Source organism: Bacillus sp. UMB0728 (assembly GCF_002858875.1).
GTDB lineage: Bacteria > Bacillota > Bacilli > Bacillales > Cytobacillaceae > Bacillus_AB > Bacillus_AB infantis.
On sequence record NZ_PKLA01000006.1, the window covers coordinates 89,416 to 107,212 of the forward strand.

Sequence of the window (17,797 nt, forward strand, 5' to 3'; positions counted from 1 at the left end):
TTTGGCAGCTGATCTTTAATAAAACTTCTTAAATTGATCTTTTTCCTCCCAATCCCTAATAATTTTCAAGCCATCTTCAGATGAAACGGTTAATTGTCCATTGTTTTTAATGACTTCCGCATTAGACCCTTCACCGAGCTGGATTTCTACAGTATAAGTATAATCAGTTGTACCATCTTCATTTTTCTCCAACTCATTAATCTGAACACCGCTCACCTTAATGGATTTGTTTGTGTTAGACGCAATTTCCGGTGCAATGCTGAAGACACGATTTGCACTCAGTTCTTCCAGTGCTTCTTCGCTTAAATATGGTTTTACTCGTTGAACTATTTCATCAATTGTGGGTGGATCAGAGGGCTCCTCAATTGTATATTGTTCCTTTTTATATACTTTCAGCATTTCTAAGACATCATTGTCATTTATGTGATTTTTCGAGCAGCCAAACAGACCTAAAATAAATACAAGCATAAAGAATTGAACAGATTTCCTAATAAAAATCACCCTCCTCTTGGAGCCAGGGGGACAGGTCCCCTGGCCCAGTTTCAAAAAGAGCCAAGGGACCTGTCCCCTTGGCTCACCCCAATCCCCAAAAATCAGTCTGGTATAATGTAAAAAATAATAAAAGTATAAATATTAACTCACTGATTGTTACTTTATAGGCATTGGGATTTTGGGCATACTTTCGTTCCATGACGGCTGTCGCTGCTTGAGAAATGACGATATAAATGGTCAGGATAAACCACGGTTGCAAAAACCAATACCAATCTGATGGATCTCTTGTAATATTTATCGCATATCCAACCAATATGCTGGCCATTGATGAAAGCCTGATTATCCAATCAATCTTTTTATGTTTCTCATTAACATGGTTATACGAAAACAATTTCTTTTTCTCCACTTTAAACCATTTTCTTGCTAATATATTGAAGCTAAACAACAATAATAGAACAATAGCTACCAATAAGGCTAATCTCGCCCCAACAGCAGGTTCAGTACCGTATACATACATAACAAAACCGCCTATACTTCTGAATTTTCACTTTGAATATTCAATGTCTTCCCAATACTCTATATAATATACGGATAACTCATGTAAGAGTTTCAAATTTTTCCCTTTTCATTAACCTTTTTAAGGAAAGCAAGATCGTTTGTTCAACGATAAGATTCACTGATACGCAATTATGGATGATATCTTACTGTTAGGGGCGATTAAATGAGGAAATTATATATTAGCTTTTTATTGCCTATATTTCTTTCAGGCTGTGGCGAATATTCTCCTTCTAAGCATGATGTAGTCAATACACATGGCAGGATTGAGAATCTTAGTTTACTTGAGGAATTTATTGAAGATGTTTCTATGAATAAGGACAGTGAAGTCCGTGTAGTAAATTACACTGATGAAGGAGATCCAATTATTCATGAATTAAAATATTCCAACGATCAATTAACCTCGATCAAGGATACAAGAGCAGATGAATTTGGGGATCAATTAGTAAAAGAAGATGTATGTGAAACCATAAAGAAATTAGACAAAAATAATCAAACCATTTATCAGTTAGAAGGATGTAAAGGTAAAGAAGACGTCATACATGTGACTATCATTATTAATGATTAGCGGCCAAATTCCATGGAGCCAAGGGGACAGGTCCCCTGGCTCGGTTTCAAAATGGGCCAAGGGACCTGTCCCCTTGGCCTGTTAGCCATAAAAAAAGCCGCCTGATTTGGCAGCTGTATACAAAAGTACTTATTCACAATTCATTTCAAACCCTTAAACCCATACTTTTCAAAAGTCTTCAAAGAAGTTTCATTTTGCAGATAATCGTAAAATAAATGTGCTTCTTCAGGATGGGCACTATCCTTGATCACACCCACAGGATATATAATGGGAGCATGGGCATCCTCTACAGCAGTTGCTGCAATCTTTACCTTCTGCGAAACCATGGCATCTGTTTTATAGACGATGCCTGCGTCAACATTGTTTGTTTCTACATATGTAAGGACCTGCCTGACATCCTTCGCATAAACAACCTGGCCTTCGATAGATTTCCATACATTTAAATATTCCAGTGTATCTTTGGCATATTGTCCTGCCGGCACAGCTTCCGGGGTGCCAATTGAAATTTTATCAGCATTAGCCAGGTCTTCAAACGATTGTATGCTTTTATTAGAATTCTTTGGCACGATTAGCACAAGGTCATTTCCGACCAGATCCAATCCGTCGGCACTATCAATTACCCCATCCTCTACCAGCTTATCGAATTTGTCTTCTGCCGCTGAGAAAAAAACATCGACCGGTGCTCCTTGGGATATTTGCTGCTGGAGTGCCCCTGAACCCCCAAAGTTAAAATTGACTGTCACATTAGGATGTTCTTTTTCAAAAGAAGCTTTTATATCATTTAAAGCATCTTGAAGGCTTGCCGCTGCAGAAACTGTCAATTCCTCTTTCTTTTCACTGTTGCCCTCTTGTCCATCCTCAGCTTCATTACCCGAACACCCTGCCATCACTCCAAAAAGCAGCAGGACATAAAACAAAATAACAAATTGCTTTTTCATATATTTCTTCCTTTCCAACTGAACAAAGCTATTCATTCATAATCATACCTATTTATGGCCGCAAAGGCCAAGGGAAGGCCAAGGGGACAGACCCCTCGGCCCAAAAAAACCACGGGACCTGTCCCCCTGGTTCTTACTTAAAAAAATTTGTGCTGATTTGAGAAATGAATCTGTATAATTATGATACAGCAAGTTAGTAACGGAGGATCATAACATGATGAAGAGGTGGTCTTTTGGTAAACGCTATAATAAGCATAACGTCTCTTATATTAATCAGTATTGGTATATTACACGTTTATTGGGCATTTGGAGGTAAGTGGGGAGTAAATATGGTCCTTCCAACTAAGGATGATGGTCAATTGCCAGTTTTACAGCCAAGAATGGCAGGCACACTTTTTATCGCATTGCTTTGCTTTTTTGCATCTGTACTTTTATTAGTTCAAGCAGATTTGATCACCATCATTAAATCCTCACCTCTTTCAAAATGGCTTTGTATAGCTGGTGGAACTGTATTCCTGCTGCGCGCTATTGGAGATGGCAGATATGTGGGCTTTTTCAAGAAAATCAAACATACTAGATTTGCAAAACAAGATACCGCCCTCTACTCACCAATTTGTATATGGATCAGCCTTAGTTTTTTTCTGGCATCATTTGTTTAAATAGGCCAGGGGGACAGGTCCCTCGGCCCAGTTTCAAAAAGAGCCAAGGGGTCTGTCCCCTTGGCTCTCCCCTTGGCTCATCTTGCACAAATTATAAAACTATCAAGTGACTTTTCATTATCATGGCTGTGATTCATCAGTTCATAATAGCTGTTCACTAATGTCTGGATCATTTCAGGTGCTTTTGAGAATTCAGGCCGGATGCTGTTTGCAAAATCCTTTTCCCATTTGGCATCCTGCAGATAGGACGCATCAACAGTCAAATGCTCCTCAACTGTAAATCCTGCCTCCTTCAGCAGCTCCTGGATACGGGATTTATGGAACAAGTTCTGGATATTTCCCTCGTTGTCTACAAAATTAGAGTATAAAGCTAGAATTGAAACAGCACAAAAATGGGGACGCTGGTCCCTTCTTGTGAAATCCAGGTCCCACTCTGCAAAACAGACCCTTTTTGCCAGCTGGCGCAGCCTTGTAAAAGTTCGGAGCAAATCCTCCGGATGCTTAAAGTACCAGGAGCAATGAGACAGAACTGCCACATCAAAAGGAGCTTCCCCTGTAAAGTCTTCAAGATCAGCTTCAAAGTGAAAAGAAATCCGGCTCCCCAAGGAGGATTTCTTGATTTTTTCTGCAGCTTCTCCCAAAGTGAACGGAGCTCCATATTCCGGACTGGCAACATCCATCGCCACAACAAATCCGTCATTCCCTACTGCATCTGCAAGAGCCGCCGTTGTGTCTCCTTGTCCGCAGCCTACCTCGAGCACACGCATGCCTTCCTTGATCTGAAAGGCCGCAGCCAGATCCAACCGGTGCTGCAGCTGGATCTGCTGTACAGTATCTTCTTCAAAGAGTTTATACTTCTTGATAAAGGCTTGAGTCATTTCATTGATCTCGAATTTTGTCATTCATCTGCCTCCTAGAGGCCATGGGGACAGACCCCCCGGCCCAATTTCAAAAAAGAGCCACGGGGTCTGTCCCCTTGGTTCTACAAAACGAGCCAAGGGACCTGTCCCCTTGGTTCTTCTAATAAATAGTTGGCACCATTCCTCCATCCATGCGGATAGGGGACCCTTTAAATGCATTTGCATAGGGACTGCATACAAATGCAGCTAGTCGGCCTATTTCTATTGGTCTGATAAATCGCTGTAATTCAGATTGAGGCAGGTTTAAATTCATGAATTTTTTCTCTTTATCCGAGAAACTCATATCCTCATTTGGGTAGATCCCCTCAATTATTTGATGCACATTTTCAGAGAGTGTTGGCCCTGGCATAATGGTATTGACTGTGACTTCCGTACCTTTTGTTAATTTAGATAAGCTTTTAGATAATGATAATACCATTGATTTTGTCATACAATATTGCGGCATCTGTCCAGAAGGCATAACTGCTTCCTCGCTTGCAATAAAGATAACACGGCCAAAGCCATTATTCAGCATTTTCGGTAAATAAAATTTAGATAATCCATTTGCGGCAAGAACATTAGTCCGAAAGTACTTTTCCCAAATCTCATCGTCGACATCTTCATATTCCATGATTTCGTAAATACCCATATTGTTAACCAAAATATCAATATGGGGGTACTTTCTAAACAAGTCTTCTCTTTGATTGCGATTCACTATGTCGGCTGCTGCATTCCCTGGAGAGGTATCCGGAAAATCCAACTTCATTTCATTCACAACTCGTTCTACCTCTTCGTCATTTCTTCCATTAATCAGTACATTAACACCTTCTTTGGCAAGTTCAATTGCAATTGCTTTTCCAATGCCTCTGGTGGAGCCTGTAACTAAAGCCGTTTTATTTTTTAGACCCATGTCCATAAATTTTCCCCCTGCTTGTATATCGTGTTAAAAAGATAAGGTTAATGGATTGCGTTTGCCCCCATATGCTCATTACGCCAATTTGAAGGAGTATCTCCTTCCCAAAGGCGAAAGGCACGGTAGAACGCATTTTGATCTTCGTAGCCAACCAGGAACGCCACTTCTTTAATGTCTATAGAAGGGTTTGATAGGTATTCCCGCGCCCGATTATGCCGAACTTCTGCCAGCAGATGATTGAACCTTGTACCTTCTTCCGTTAGCCGGCGCTGCAGGGTACGATCACTCATTCCCAGTTCGCTCGCGACAGTATGAATGTTGGGGCGCCCATCTGCTAAGCTGCGTTCAATGATCCACTTAACCACTTCGGTGTTAGAGCGGATCCGCTGCTCTTCGTTCAATGATTTATCCAATACAGGCGTCAAAGCTTCCAGCAATTCTAAGTTATACGAGACAAAAGGGAGGTCCAGATCTTTTTGATGCAGGGTTAAACGGTTCCTATCTGCTCCGATTCGGATACTGCAGCCGAAATAAGCTTCAAGCGTGTTTACATTGCCCATTGGGTGCGAAAATTCAACGAATCCCGCAGTCAATGGTTTACCTGTGCCTCTTCTCCCTAACTCTATAAGAAACGATAATGTAATGCCTACCAGCATCGGAGGAACAGTTTCCCCGGTATGCTGCCATTCCAGATCGATATGGCAATACTCGCCTTCCTCAGTGACTCGTAAGCTTTCGGGAGGACACAGCTGCTTATACCGGACCATTCGTTTTAGTGCCTCGCGGTAATTCCGAGCATGGTAGGTCGCTAAAACGGCCGGTGGATAATGCGCTGTTTTAAAGACTTTTATAAGCTTGATGATTCCATTCGCAATATCATCAACCATGTCTGAATATGCCTGCCAGATTGCAAAATACTGAGCAGCAGTGACAACCGGTTCATTTATGATCGTGAGGGGCATCCGTGCTTGTCGAACCACATCTTGTGCGGAAATTCCCAATTGCTGTAATCCAGTCCAAAACCCTGCCGGCATTTTTATCCGGGTAAGAGATGTCATAATCGTCCCTCCATTAGCCATCTGCACATTTGCAAAATTTAAATACCGTTTCAGCTTGTTTAACAGAACAGATATTATATTACCATCCTTAACCTGCCCTGTGACTAGCCAATGGCGACATTCCACTTGCAAACTGCGTCAATTTCAAACGATTGATTAATAGTGAATTCGAATTGAAAGTCCACTGGGACAGGTCCCTCGTCCACCTCAAAAAGAACCAAGGGACCTGTCCCCTTGGTTCTCCAAAAAAGGGCCAAGGGGTCTGTCCCCCTGTCCCTCAGACAAAAAAGGAGCCAAGGGGTCTGTCCCCCCGGCCCGGCCCCGGGCACTGGCTCAAACCTTAATATTACGCCCTTTCCACTTCACCGAATGGAATATGTTTACGCGGATGAAGGAGTAGAGATAGATTCCTGCGAAGAACAGGAATAATACCGGGTAGAAAGGGAAGATTGCCCATCTGAAGTTGCCGACCCTGCGGGCAAACCATGCTGTTTGAATACTATAGAGGATATATAATATTCCGCTGAATATCATGGCGGCAGGGTTCCAGTCTGTAATGGAAGAGATCAGTGCCCCGGCAGCGATGAAACTGCCTGCGATCCAGAAGATGACCATCAGCATGACGGCTGGATGAGTAGATTTGCTGCCGACGGCAAAGCTTTTGCACCAGCCCTCGATAAGGCTGCCCAAGCCTTCCGGGTACATGCGCAAGGAAATAATCCCTTTGCCGCCGAGGCAGCGGACCGGGAGATCATGCTCAAGAAATGCCTCACCCAGTGCCAGATCATCCATGATGGCTCCCTCGATTTTTTTATGCCCTCCACTCAAAAAGTAATCGTCCCGATTACAAAGAATGCATGGACCGAATGAGCCGGCGGTTTTAAATTTCGATCCCCAGATCGTAAATAGATTCATCCCCGCCACGACAATGATATTAAATACAACGGAAAGGTGTTCATATAAGCGCTCAACTGTATGAAAGGGCTGTAATGCCAATATGCCCCGTGCTCCCTTGCCGTGATGGAAATGCAGCAGATTTCTCAGTCCATCCGCACTGGTGAATCTCGTATCTGCGTCTAAAAATAATAGCCAGTTTCCTTTAGCCTGCTCAGCACCCTGCCAGCAGGCCGATGATTTTCCTGAGCCTGCATTCTGCAGAACCCTGGCACCATAGCTTTCCGCAACAGACCTGGTATTGTCAGATGAATCGTCATCAATGACCAGAATTTCAAAATGTCTGAACCTCTGCTCCTGCAATGATTGCAGAAGCGGTGAAATCCTGCCTTCTTCATTTCTGGCAGGAATAATGATGGACAAAAATGGTAGATCCTCCTTAAGCCTGGAGGAGAATACAGGGACCGGCAAAGACCAGAACATAAAAATGCCAACAATAAATGCCAGAAATCCAACAGCAAGATTAATTGCTTCTGCAGCTGCCATACCTGCCTCCTTCCTCTGCGTGCCGGCACACAGCTTTTATGATCCCCTGCAAGTCCTTATTTCGCTGAGTAATCATACAGAATGCCTGTATCGTCCTGAATCAGTTCCTGTGCCGTGATCCTGGCGGAGAGCAGCACGATCGGGACACCGGCGCCGGGATGTGTGCTGCTTCCGGTAAAGTACAAATTTTCACAAGTGCTGGCCTTGCTTTGCGGACGATAGTGGTTGCTTTGTTTCAAAATGGGCTGCAAGCCGAACGTGGCACCATTATAGGCATTGAATTTCGACTCAAAATCCTGTGGTGTTGTATACGTTTCGGTGATAATCTCATTTTCGATATTTTCAAAGCCGCGGATTTTTTTCAATTCACTCAAGATGTAGCCTCGATAATATGAAATGGTTTCCTCGTCCCATTCATAGTCTGCTGTAGATTTGTCGGAGACGGGCATCAGGATATACAATCCATCCTTCCCCTCGGGTGCAAGGGAGGGATCCATTTTTGAAGCGATGTATACATAAAAGGAGGCATTCTCCAGTTTCTTCCCGGAAAAAATGTCCTCCAGATTCTTATTAAGATCTTCGTTGAAAATAAAGTTATGTACATGGTCGATTTCTTCATATTTGCGGTCCATGCCGAGATATAAAAGAAAACATGAACAAGAGTATTTCATGCTGTCAATTTTTTTATCGGTATATTTCCCTTTGGCGGCCGTGTCTTTCACCAGGTGCTTCATCGCATGCGGGAAGTCAGCATTGCACACAACATAATCTGAGGGAACCTTTTCCCCGTCCACGATTATTCCTTCTGCCTGGCCATTTTGAATGGATATCTCCTGCACATCCCTGCCATAGTGAATGGTTCCTCCCAGTTCCCCGAAGAGCCTCTCCATGGCCAGGGCCATCGTATACATACCGCCTTTAATAAACCATACTCCATACAAAAATTGAATCATGGGGATCATGGTGTAAAAAGATGGGCTTTTAAGAGGGGAAATGCCTATGTACAATGTTTGAAAACTGATCAGCTGTTTCAGCCGTTCATTCTTAATATATTTTCCTATGAACGTATCGGCAGTGTCATATGGTTTCAGTTTCAAGGCTTTCTTCAGCATCGGGAGGTTATAAAAATCAGACCTTTTGCGGAACGGCCTTTGAAGAATATGATGCTTCGCGATGACAAAGCGCTTGTAAATTTCCTGCAGATACTGAAAAAAGCCTGCCGTGTCATCTTCGCTGATCGATTCAATCGTCTTTGTCAATTTGGTAAGATCTGATGAGATATCAAAAGGCTGGTCGGGAATATCACTGAAATAAGCCCGGTAAATCGGGTCCAGCTTTTCCATTGGAATATAATCATCCGGATCGCGGCCGCACAGTTCGAATATTTCCTGATATAAATCCGGCATCATGACGATGCTTGGCCCCAGATCAAATTTATAGCCATCCAGTTCAATGCGGTTCATTTTTCCGCCGGGTGTCTGTCCTTTTTCATATATCTCCACCTGGTATCCTGCATGCTGCAGCCTTATGGCAGTGGCAAGCCCGGCTACACCAGCGCCGATGACAATAACTTTCTTACTCATGTAAATCCCTCATTTCCAAACAAAATTCCGCTTCATTTCTTAGCAGGCCTTGAAGCAATGGCAGTCATGCGCCCCCGATTGTAGCGCTGTACAACAATAATGGGAAGGTTGAAACCAAGAGCATACAGAATCATTGCCCAGCCCGCCCCTGCCGGATTCCACAAGAAGAACAGCGGGGCAGGCAGGACGGAAAGCCAATGTGCCAATTCCGCGCGCTTTGTTTCCGCAGCAAAGATTGCCAAGTCCCCCGGCCCGATGCCATGCAGCTCCTTTTTACTGTATCCTTTTTTGAGAAAAATTGTGCCATCTATAAGATAGCCTTTCCATGTTTTTACCCGGAATAAACGCTGCCATAATTCTCCGGATCTTTCCCAGGTGAAAATTCGAAACCAGAAGGTGTCTTTTAAAAACCAGGATAAAGGCAGCTTCAGGCAAATGGACGAGATGGACAGATGGAAAAACGCCCATGCACATATATCCAGGATAATAATCCAGTGGAGCGGAAGCGAAACAATCATTACAGCAGCCACTTTCTTAACTTCTTCAAAGCTTTCATATTTGTATCGGAATATGGCGGGAACTTACCTTGAAAGTGAATGTAATGCCAGGTTTTGTATTCTGTTTTTTCATAGCTGAAAGCCAGAAAGCCCGCTTTTCCGTGATAAGCACCGTATCCGCTTCTTCCCACCCCGCCAAATGCGATATGGGGACTCGCGGCATGATGGATCACCTGATTGACACTGATGGTTGGTGACCGCATATGTTTCTCGAACAGCTGGATGTCTTCCTTGTTCTTACTGAATATATACCCCGTAAGTGCATCACGCTGAATGCTGCCGCTGGATAATAACGTTCTCATGTTTGAATAAGGAATGACAGGAAGGACCGGGCCGAATATTTCTTCCTCCAGGATCGGACTTCCAGGTTTTATATCGGCTACAACCGTCGGGGCGATGAACCGTTCGCTTCGATCATGGCCACCGCCATGCCGGACATCACCCTGTCTGATAAAATCAACCACCTTCTCAAAGTGTGCATCTGTGCAGATCCGGCCATAATCACCGTTTGCCTGAGGATGTTCTCCGTAAAAAGCAGAGATTGAAGCGGAAATTTCATTCAGTGTTTTTTCAAAAATGGACTCCTGGATAAAAAGGGTGTCCGGTGCAATACACGTTTGCCCCGCATTAAGAAACTTTCCCCAAACAATCTCCCTGATGGCCTCTTTTGAAAACCCTGATTCATCAATGATGCACGGATTTTTCCCGCCGAGTTCGAGTATCACCGGAGTGAGCTGTCTGGCTGCCTGCTCTGCCACAGCTTTCCCTGTCTGGCTGCTGCCTGTAAAAAAAATCAGGTCAAATGGGGCTGCGGTCAGCAGGCTCGCGGTCTGTGCATCTCCTGTTACAACAAGCAGCTGTTCGGGAGGAAAGGCATCATTGATGATTTCTTTCAGCAGCTCAGCAGTTTCCGGTGCATGTTCAGATGGTTTGATCACACAGCGGTTTCCCGCAGCGAGTGCACCGATGGCAGGCATCAGGGAAAGCTGGAGCGGGTAATTCCACGAACCGATGATGAGTACACTCCCAAATGGCTGCCGCTTTTTTTTAACCGCTTCCACATAACCCAACTTAAGATAGCGGGACCGGGATTCCCGGTTCCATTTCGCTATATGCTTGCATACATGATCGATTTCATTTAATAAAACGGCAATCTCAGATGAAAAGGATTCGAATGCCGGTTTTCCCAAGTCTGCATGAAGAGCCTTGATAAATGCCTCTTCATTCTCCACAATCATGCTTTTCAGCTTTGAAAGCAGTTTTTTTCGCGCTTCAAGTGAGGGGCTCCCCTCCGAAAACAGATCCTCCCTCTGCCTTTCCGGCAATGATTCCAGAGAATGTCTGTCATTGTCAGGCATGGGAAGAATCCCGCTGAACAATTTTCTTGCCTACAAGCTGGCCGCTTAAGGTGACCATAGGCATACCGCCGCCTGGATTCACGGTTCCGCCGACAAAATATAGATTGTTATAGCGTTCACTCTGTTTCGGGTGCTTGAATCCTTTATTTTTCTTGCGGTCTGATACTGTTCCATAGATGGCACCACGGTCAGATCCATACATCCGTCTGATATCCTCCGGTGTCCATACATCCTTTGTCACGATATTTTCCCGCAGATCGTGCAGTCCCATTCTTTCCAGTTTGATCAGAACCCGCTCAGCGAATTTCTCATAGTCCTGCTGCGTAAAAGGCTTCTGGTCCCGGATATAAGGGATATGGGGCAGCACTTTAATATTTTCATGTCCGTCAGGTGCCTGCGAAGGATCTGTTTTATTGACGTTGACTAAATAAATGACAGGGTCTTCCGGCAGTTCATGACGATGAAAGATCGATTGCATTTGCTGCTTCATATTTTCAGCGAAAAAGAAATTATGATGGCGCAGCTGAGGATAGCTCTTTTTCACGCCCAAATGCATAACAAGGCCGGAACTCGCGGGCTCGAATTTCTTTTTTAATTTTTTCACATAAGAGCTGTCTTCCTCCAGCAATCGTTCATATACCGGTATGACTTCCATATTGGAAACAAAATAATCGGCGGTCAATACGGTTCCATCTTCCAAAATTGCTCCTGTAATTTCGCCGTTCTTTTTTTCAAGCTTGATGATCTTCCTGCCAAGGTGGAATTTGACACCCACTTCTTCAGCCAGCTTCACCAGGCCGCCTGCCAGATTGTGCAGTCCGCCGGGTACATACCAAACCCCCTGGTCATGCTGCATATAGATCATCATATTCAAAACCGCCGGTGCATCATAAGGGGACGAACCTACATACTTGATAAAATAGGAAAGCATATCGCGGAACTGTTCATTGCTGATCCGCTTATCAATGGCTCCATGAACAGTAGAAAATAGATCAAAGTTCCTCAAAGCAGTGAACAAGCCCGTATGTTTCATGATTTCTCTCGTCGTATCCACGCCATGCTGAAAATAGGTCTTATCTGTCAGATCATAAATTCTTTTCGAATAGTTAAGCAGATTCTGATATTCCTGCATATCCTTTTCACTCAGGGATGCGTTCTTCTCTTGCATTTCCTTCAGATCCTCATACAAGTCTATGACATTTCCATCAGGGAAAAAGGATCGCCACTGATGATCCAGCTTCTCAATCGGGACATAATCCTTCATGGATTTCCCGCTGGCAGCAAACAATTTTTCGAAAATCTGCGGCATCGTCAGGATGGATGGGCCAAGATCAAATCCAAAGCCATCCTGATCGAGCCTGTTCAGCTTTCCTCCAATGTGTTCATTTTTCTCATATAAGGAGACATCGTATCCGGCCTGAGCAAGTGAAATGGCAGCCGACAGACCGCCGAGTCCGCCTCCGATGACTAGTACGGTTTTATTTTTCAACTGTTAATGCATCTCCTTCCCGCAAATCAAAAACTCTTTTTACGGCAGCATTGATCTGGGACATTTTTTCTTTTGTGACATAATTCCGTCTGGTCAGGCATTGATATCCATTGTTTCGTACAGCATCAAGTATGCCCCTGTAAACGTGGGCAGACAGATAGACGGGTATCCGGCTGTCTGCATCCAGCAGTTCTATGCTGAGTAAAAATTCGTTATATAATGCTTCGGCACGTGCAGCGAGCTTCTCCCATAAGCCGATGAAATGTTCATTGATCAAGCCTTTATGTAAATCATTCTGTGTATATTGAAAGTGACTCATTTCTTCTCCGGGCAGATAGATGCGTTTTTTCTCATGGTAATCCTCGCCAACATCACGCAGGATATTGGTTATTTGCATAGCCACGCCCAGACTTACTACAGTTGAAGGCAAATTTGATGCAGGTTTTGAAGAGATGATAGGCAAAAGCATTAAACCGACAGAACCGGCTACATAGTAGCTGTATCTTTCCAGTTCCTTCATTGTGTTCGGGGTGGTAAATGATAAATCCATGGATTGACCGGTAAGCTGGTCATAAAATGGTCTGATATCCATTTCATATGTATTGAATACATGTCTGAGCGCGCGCCACAACGGTTTGTCCAATTCAGCATGATCTTTGAACAAGTCCAGTTCTTTCTTTAATTGTCTCAGCAGCTGTACTTTCTTCTTGGATGAATGTTTTCCATCTGCACACTCATCTGCGGTCCTGCAAAAAGCATAGATGGCATATACGGCATTTGCTTTTTCACAGGGCAGCTGTGAAAAGGCATAATAAAAGCTTTTGGAATGTTTTTTTATGATTCTTTCACAATAATCAAAATCCGCTTGCCTTTGCTCTTTGTCCATATTCATCTCCTTTGGATCTGTTTTCAAGATCAGTGAAGTATGTTAACCGCCGATTTCCCTTTTTCCGCTGATGCGTCTGCAGCCTTAAAATTATTTTATACCCTGATATTTCCCTGCAAAAACTTGAATGTGCTGAATAACACATTATCCAAGAGGAATATAAGGTGAGATGCTTATTTCAATAGGATTCAGCCGCCGCTTTGATTTTCCGTGCGATCAGCTCCCAAGCTTCTTCTGCCCTTTCTTTTGGGCCATTATGGGTAAAAGCATGCCTGCAGTCCCTGAACAGCTCCTCTTGAACGTTCACCCCGGCTGCTTTTAACTTCTCAGCATAACATTCGGCTTCCGGCCTGAAAGCATCGTACTCCGCTATAAGGATAAGGGCAGAAGCCAGGCTGCCGCTCACCTCAGCACGGACAGGGGAAGCGTGGGGATGCTCCGCTTGTTCTTTGCCAGGAACATAGCACATGTTTAAAAAATGGGCCGCTTGCGGATACCGGGCACGCCACTTATCCGGTTCCGGCTTCTCTGCATGCGGGGTAACAAAATCCAGCATCGGGCAGGACAGCACTTGGAGGATCGGCTGGCTGTCCCCTCTTTCTTCCATGCTGAGACAGAGGGCTGCTGCTATATTTGCCCCTGAACTCTGTCCGCCCACCATGATTTTCTCCGCATCGATATTCAAGTCATCAGCACTTCTTTTTATCCATTGAATCACTTCATAGCCCTGTTCAATCGGTTTCGGAAAAGGGTATTCCGGTGCTTTTGCATAATCAACATTAATAACAACACATTTTGCCTGATTGGCCAGGTAGCGGCAATAAGGATCATCCATCTCTTTTTCATTCATGATGAATGCTCCCCCATGGAAATTGATATAGACAGGAAAGCTTTCCTGCTCTGATTCCAGCGGATAATATAAGGAAATGCCGGCAGGCTGAACAGAAGTTTCAACTATCACATCTTTTTTCATTTTTACAGGCTGCCTGGTAATCAAAGGGTTCTTTTTTGCTTGATTAGGAAAGAGGCGCAGCATTTTTGCAACCACAAGAGTGAACATAATAGTAACCTCACTTTTTAACATTTTAGCTGGAATGAAACGCATTTATACCTGATTGCTACAGCGATGGATTGTTTTTCATTCCGCGTGTTTCTCTGGATCTCTTTTTTCATTTTTCTTCATTCCCGTTTTCGCTTCCGGGTAATAGTCATGCTGCGAAACATTTTCAAGGATGTGTTACTTTTCTATAAAACTATTCCACAAAAAGAAGCGTGACCCTGCTTTGGAGTTACGCTTGTTATTTGTATGATAGACGGGACACTTTTTCATCTAATAAATGATTGCATGAAATAATTTTGAATGAGCAGGAAAATTCCCCATGCTGCGATTCCCATTATAATTGCCATAGGCAGCTGGATTGCATGTTTGAAGGCGGTGTAAATGACAAGCAGCATAACGATCGTGGCGGGGAGTCCGGATAGAACACCCAGGGTGAAACGGGTGACATTCTGTGCAGGTTCCCCCTGTACAGACAGCCAGATGATGCTCAGCAGACTGACCAGCGGCAAGGCTGCAACCATGCCTCCATATACCGGAAATCTCCTTGCCAATTCCGTTATGATGCCAATGATTGCTGCAGAGCTAAATATTTTGATGAGCATATACATTTATTTGGATGCCTCGCTCAGCAGCTTAAAGGCGTTGAAAATCTGCTGCCTTTCTTCCGCAGACAATTTTTCGAGTGCCGCCTTCAGTTTTCCCCCGTCCAGTTCTGTATTCTTTTTGAGAACCGTTATTCCTGATTCTGTAAGGTGCAAATACACCTTTCGCTGATCCTTTTCATCCCTCTCTTTATAAAGCCATCCGCCCGCTGTCAGCTTTTTCACATGCTCTGAAGCTGTGTTATGCGAAATAGACAGCAGCGAAGCAATATCGCGGATCATGACGGATTGTCTTTTATCTACCATTTGCAGGATGCGTACGCTTTGGTGGGAAATGGGCTCTTGCTGTTCAGGGTGTAGATGGAAATAAATATCGGTAAAGTATTCATTGATTTGATCAATCATCTTATTCCCCCTAATTTAAATCGTTTTATACGATTATATCGTATAAAACGATATAATAACACAGAAAAATACCTGACTGCCATGCAATCAGGTTTCCTAAACTATCTTACAGCTGTCCGGGCCGGTTCAAAAAACTCTTCATAAAGCGCTCTGACTGCCCTTTTTTCATCATTTTCTTTCACCCCGAACATCATGCTCACTTCTGATGAGCCCTGGTTGATCATCTCTATATTTACCTTCGCTGCTGCCAGCGCCTTTGAAGCCCTGGCCATCGTGCCTACATTATGCCTCATCCCTTCGCCGACAACCATAATGAGGGCAAGATCATGCTCAATGACCACTTCGTCTGCCTCCAGCTCTTCCTTGATCCTTGCCGCTATTTGTTCCTCAGCAGCTTGATCAAATTGGTGCTGCCTGAGAATAATGGAAAGGTCATCGATCCCCGAAGGAGTGTGTTCATAGGACAATCCGAAATCCTCAAGAATCTGCAGGATCCTGCGGCCGAACCCGATTTCCCGGTTCATCAGATATTTGCTCACATAGATGCTGCAGAATCCTTTATCACTGGCAATTCCGATGACCGGCCCATTTGTATTGTCCCTCTCACCGACAATCCTGGTGCCTGGCGCCTCCGGATTATTCGTATTTTTCACATTCACGGTAATGCCGGCCTTGTAGGCAGGTATCAGCGCTTCATCATGAAATACAGAAAATCCTGCGTATGACAGCTCCCGCATTTCCCTGTATGTGAGTTCCCTGATTTCCTTCGGCGAACTTACCGTGTGGGGATTCACTGAATAGACAGCATCCACATCGGTGAAATTTTCATAAAGCTCCGCTTCAATGCCATTTGCCAATATGGATCCGGTAATATCCGAACCGCTCCTTGAAAAAGTAAGCACATCCCCCTGCTTGCTGTAGCCGAAAAAGCCGGGAAAAATAATGATGCCTTTGCGTTCCCGCAATGACTTTAAATTGATGTAGGCTTCAGGAAGCGCCCTTGCATTGCCGGGTTCATCCGTCACATAAAGCCCAGCCTCCCCCGGATTTACATATGATGCTTCAATTCCCCTGGAAGAGAAATATTCCGCTATCAATCTCGCATTCAAATCCTCGCCGCATGCCTTTACTTTTTCAAGGAAATATTCCGGCCGCTCTTTGCCGGAGGCCATTGTATCGAGGAGCCTGCCCCTGACTTCTTCTGCCTTATTATCAAGGCCCAGCTCCGCTGCTATCCGGCTGTACCGTTCAACGATTTTTTCCAGCTTCGGAGGCATCCCCTCTTTCTCGAGGGCATATATCCCGCAGTCAATCAGCATATCTGTCACTTTCTCATCCTCCGGAAAACGCTTGCCCGGAGCTGATACAACAATGATCTTACGGCTCTCATCGGCTGCTGCAATCTCAAAGACCTTTTCGACTGCACGGCCAGAAGCAAGAGAAGAACCGCCAAACTTAACAACCTTCATTTTTACATCTCCCATAGCTGCAGTTTCCCTGCTAAAATTTAACTCTTATTATCACGCTTTAAAGCAGAAAAAGCAATAGTTTTTCCTTGTGGAAAGTACAAATGTTTTTTAAGGATGGACAAAAGTGTGGTTAGTCTTAGGGTTTGACATGAATGCAGAGGTATACTGCGCGGATTCCTATGGCGGGATACATCCCACTCCCTTTTTACCGCTGATTATGTACTCCAGAACATTCCCGGGATACATGACTCCCCCTTTTCTACTCCACTCATGTACTTCAAAACACTTCCGGGATACATGACTTCCTCTTCTTCACACCACTCATGTACTCCAAAACACTTCCGGGATACATGACTTCCTCTTCTTCACATCACACATGTACTCCAAAACACTCACGAGATACATGACTCTCTCTTTTCCACACCACTCATGTACTCCAAAACACTTCCGGGATACATGACTTCCTCTTCTTCACATCACACATGTACTCCAGAACACCCCTGGGATACACGAGCTCCTCTTTTTCACACCACTCATGTACTCCAGAACAATCCCGGGATACACGAGCTCCTCTTTTTCACACGACTTATGTACTCCAAAACACTCCCGGGATACATGACTTCCTCTTTTCCACACCTCTCATGTACTCCAAAACACTCACGGAATACATGACTTCCTCTTTTCCACACCTCTCATGTACTCCAAAACACTCCCGGGATACATGACTTCCTCTTTTCCACACCTCTCATGTACTCCAAAACACTCCCGAGATACATGACTTCCTCTTTTTCACACCACTCATGTACTCCAGAACACCCCCGGGATACATAACTTCCTCTTTTCCACACCTCTCATGTACTCCAGAA

The 17,797-nt window shown here is 44.2% G+C and carries 18 protein-coding genes; 2 read left to right on the top strand and 16 right to left on the bottom strand.

The features are described 5' to 3' along the window. Nucleotides 1-15: 15 nt before the first annotated feature. Both CYJ37_RS21950 and CYJ37_RS21955 read right to left on the bottom strand, forming a co-directional pair. Nucleotides 16-501, bottom strand: a complete 486-nt coding sequence (locus CYJ37_RS21950; protein WP_180827415.1) for a hypothetical protein — start codon at nucleotides 499-501, stop codon at nucleotides 16-18. A 73-nt stretch (nucleotides 502-574) separates the two neighbouring features. After that, nucleotides 575-1,009, bottom strand: a complete 435-nt coding sequence (locus CYJ37_RS21955; protein WP_101551894.1) for a DUF4181 domain-containing protein — start codon at nucleotides 1,007-1,009, stop codon at nucleotides 575-577. 204 nt (nucleotides 1,010-1,213) lie between these two features. Between CYJ37_RS21955 and CYJ37_RS21960 the strand changes: the two genes are divergently transcribed. Then, nucleotides 1,214-1,615 carry a DUF4362 domain-containing protein gene (locus CYJ37_RS21960; protein WP_101551896.1) on the top strand — a complete coding sequence of 134 codons (402 nt, stop codon included), beginning with the start codon at nucleotides 1,214-1,216 and terminating at the stop codon, nucleotides 1,613-1,615. Between the two features lie 140 nt (nucleotides 1,616-1,755). On the opposite strand, the gene modA is transcribed toward CYJ37_RS21960, so the two are convergent. Further along, nucleotides 1,756-2,553 carry a molybdate ABC transporter substrate-binding protein gene (gene modA / locus CYJ37_RS21965; protein WP_101551898.1) on the bottom strand — a complete coding sequence of 266 codons (798 nt, stop codon included), beginning with the start codon at nucleotides 2,551-2,553 and terminating at the stop codon, nucleotides 1,756-1,758. A 233-nt stretch (nucleotides 2,554-2,786) separates the two neighbouring features. Between modA and CYJ37_RS21970 the strand changes: the two genes are divergently transcribed. Then, entirely contained in the window at nucleotides 2,787-3,212 is a 426-nt protein-coding gene (locus CYJ37_RS21970) for a DUF3995 domain-containing protein (protein ID WP_101551900.1), read from the top strand. Nucleotides 3,213-3,289: 77 nt separating this feature from the next. Here the strand turns inward: CYJ37_RS21970 and CYJ37_RS21975 are convergent, their stop codons facing one another. The 13 genes from CYJ37_RS21975 to CYJ37_RS22035 form a co-directional block, all read right to left on the bottom strand. After that, nucleotides 3,290-4,114 (bottom strand): class I SAM-dependent methyltransferase, encoded by an 825-nt coding sequence (locus CYJ37_RS21975; RefSeq protein WP_101551902.1) that lies wholly within the window; start codon nucleotides 4,112-4,114, stop codon nucleotides 3,290-3,292. 118 nt (nucleotides 4,115-4,232) lie between these two features. Beyond that, the gene (locus tag CYJ37_RS21980; RefSeq protein ID WP_101551904.1) at nucleotides 4,233-5,027 is read right to left on the bottom strand and encodes an SDR family NAD(P)-dependent oxidoreductase; all 795 of its coding nucleotides are present in this window, start codon (nucleotides 5,025-5,027) and stop codon (nucleotides 4,233-4,235) included. 41 nt (nucleotides 5,028-5,068) lie between these two features. Continuing rightward, nucleotides 5,069-6,082, bottom strand: coding sequence for a helix-turn-helix transcriptional regulator (locus CYJ37_RS21985; RefSeq protein WP_180827416.1), 1,014 nt, complete (start codon nucleotides 6,080-6,082; stop codon nucleotides 5,069-5,071). 333 nt (nucleotides 6,083-6,415) lie between these two features. Beyond that, a complete protein-coding gene (locus CYJ37_RS21990; protein ID WP_101551906.1) occupies nucleotides 6,416-7,522 on the bottom strand; it encodes a glycosyltransferase family 2 protein in 1,107 nt (368 codons plus the stop codon). A gap of 56 nt (nucleotides 7,523-7,578) precedes the next feature. Continuing rightward, a complete protein-coding gene (locus CYJ37_RS21995; protein ID WP_101551908.1) occupies nucleotides 7,579-9,105 on the bottom strand; it encodes a phytoene desaturase family protein in 1,527 nt (508 codons plus the stop codon). Between the two features lie 32 nt (nucleotides 9,106-9,137). Then, entirely contained in the window at nucleotides 9,138-9,635 is a 498-nt protein-coding gene (locus CYJ37_RS22000; protein WP_257964285.1) for a glycosyl-4,4'-diaponeurosporenoate acyltransferase, read from the bottom strand. Beyond that, nucleotides 9,623-11,020 (bottom strand): aldehyde dehydrogenase family protein, encoded by a 1,398-nt coding sequence (locus tag CYJ37_RS22005; protein ID WP_101551911.1) that lies wholly within the window; start codon nucleotides 11,018-11,020, stop codon nucleotides 9,623-9,625. Before CYJ37_RS22005 ends, CYJ37_RS22000 begins: the two co-directional genes overlap by 13 nt. Further along, nucleotides 11,013-12,509: a phytoene desaturase family protein gene (locus CYJ37_RS22010; RefSeq protein WP_101551913.1), complete on the bottom strand. Its 1,497-nt coding sequence runs from the start codon at nucleotides 12,507-12,509 to the stop codon at nucleotides 11,013-11,015. Before CYJ37_RS22010 ends, CYJ37_RS22005 begins: the two co-directional genes overlap by 8 nt. Continuing rightward, the gene (locus CYJ37_RS22015) at nucleotides 12,499-13,395 is read right to left on the bottom strand and encodes a phytoene/squalene synthase family protein (RefSeq protein ID WP_257964286.1); all 897 of its coding nucleotides are present in this window, start codon (nucleotides 13,393-13,395) and stop codon (nucleotides 12,499-12,501) included. Before CYJ37_RS22015 ends, CYJ37_RS22010 begins: the two co-directional genes overlap by 11 nt. A 178-nt stretch (nucleotides 13,396-13,573) precedes the next feature. Next, nucleotides 13,574-14,455, bottom strand: coding sequence for an alpha/beta hydrolase (locus CYJ37_RS22020; protein WP_180827417.1), 882 nt, complete (start codon nucleotides 14,453-14,455; stop codon nucleotides 13,574-13,576). A gap of 266 nt (nucleotides 14,456-14,721) precedes the next feature. Then, nucleotides 14,722-15,063, bottom strand: a complete 342-nt coding sequence (locus tag CYJ37_RS22025; RefSeq protein WP_101551916.1) for a DUF3147 family protein — start codon at nucleotides 15,061-15,063, stop codon at nucleotides 14,722-14,724. Further along, the gene (locus tag CYJ37_RS22030) at nucleotides 15,064-15,462 is read right to left on the bottom strand and encodes a MarR family winged helix-turn-helix transcriptional regulator (RefSeq protein WP_101551918.1); all 399 of its coding nucleotides are present in this window, start codon (nucleotides 15,460-15,462) and stop codon (nucleotides 15,064-15,066) included. A gap of 101 nt (nucleotides 15,463-15,563) precedes the next feature. Next, complete coding sequence (locus tag CYJ37_RS22035) at nucleotides 15,564-16,931, bottom strand: aspartate kinase (protein WP_101551920.1); 1,368 nt, start codon at nucleotides 16,929-16,931, stop codon at nucleotides 15,564-15,566. Between the last annotated feature and the right edge of the window lie 866 nt (nucleotides 16,932-17,797).

Excerpts from the sequence above, each read along its gene's own strand:
- CYJ37_RS21960 (WP_101551896.1), top strand. The coding sequence starts at position 1,214 with ATGAGGAAATTATATATTAGCTTTTTATTGCCTATATTTCTTTCAGGC.
- CYJ37_RS21980 (WP_101551904.1), bottom strand. The coding sequence starts at position 5,027 with ATGGACATGGGTCTAAAAAATAAAACGGCTTTAGTTACAGGCTCCACC.
- CYJ37_RS21955 (WP_101551894.1), bottom strand. The coding sequence starts at position 1,009 with ATGTATGTATACGGTACTGAACCTGCTGTTGGGGCGAGATTAGCCTTA.
- CYJ37_RS22035 (WP_101551920.1), bottom strand. The coding sequence starts at position 16,931 with ATGAAGGTTGTTAAGTTTGGCGGTTCTTCTCTTGCTTCTGGCCGTGCA.
- CYJ37_RS21985 (WP_180827416.1), bottom strand. The coding sequence starts at position 6,082 with ATGACATCTCTTACCCGGATAAAAATGCCGGCAGGGTTTTGGACTGGA.
- CYJ37_RS22020 (WP_180827417.1), bottom strand. The coding sequence starts at position 14,455 with ATGTTCACTCTTGTGGTTGCAAAAATGCTGCGCCTCTTTCCTAATCAA.
- modA (WP_101551898.1), bottom strand. The coding sequence starts at position 2,553 with ATGAAAAAGCAATTTGTTATTTTGTTTTATGTCCTGCTGCTTTTTGGA.
- CYJ37_RS22015 (WP_257964286.1), bottom strand. The coding sequence starts at position 13,395 with ATGGACAAAGAGCAAAGGCAAGCGGATTTTGATTATTGTGAAAGAATC.
- CYJ37_RS21975 (WP_101551902.1), bottom strand. The coding sequence starts at position 4,114 with ATGACAAAATTCGAGATCAATGAAATGACTCAAGCCTTTATCAAGAAG.
- CYJ37_RS22005 (WP_101551911.1), bottom strand. The coding sequence starts at position 11,020 with ATGCCTGACAATGACAGACATTCTCTGGAATCATTGCCGGAAAGGCAG.
- CYJ37_RS21990 (WP_101551906.1), bottom strand. The coding sequence starts at position 7,522 with ATGGCAGCTGCAGAAGCAATTAATCTTGCTGTTGGATTTCTGGCATTT.
- CYJ37_RS22030 (WP_101551918.1), bottom strand. The coding sequence starts at position 15,462 with ATGATTGATCAAATCAATGAATACTTTACCGATATTTATTTCCATCTA.
- CYJ37_RS21995 (WP_101551908.1), bottom strand. The coding sequence starts at position 9,105 with ATGAGTAAGAAAGTTATTGTCATCGGCGCTGGTGTAGCCGGGCTTGCC.
- CYJ37_RS22025 (WP_101551916.1), bottom strand. The coding sequence starts at position 15,063 with ATGTATATGCTCATCAAAATATTTAGCTCTGCAGCAATCATTGGCATC.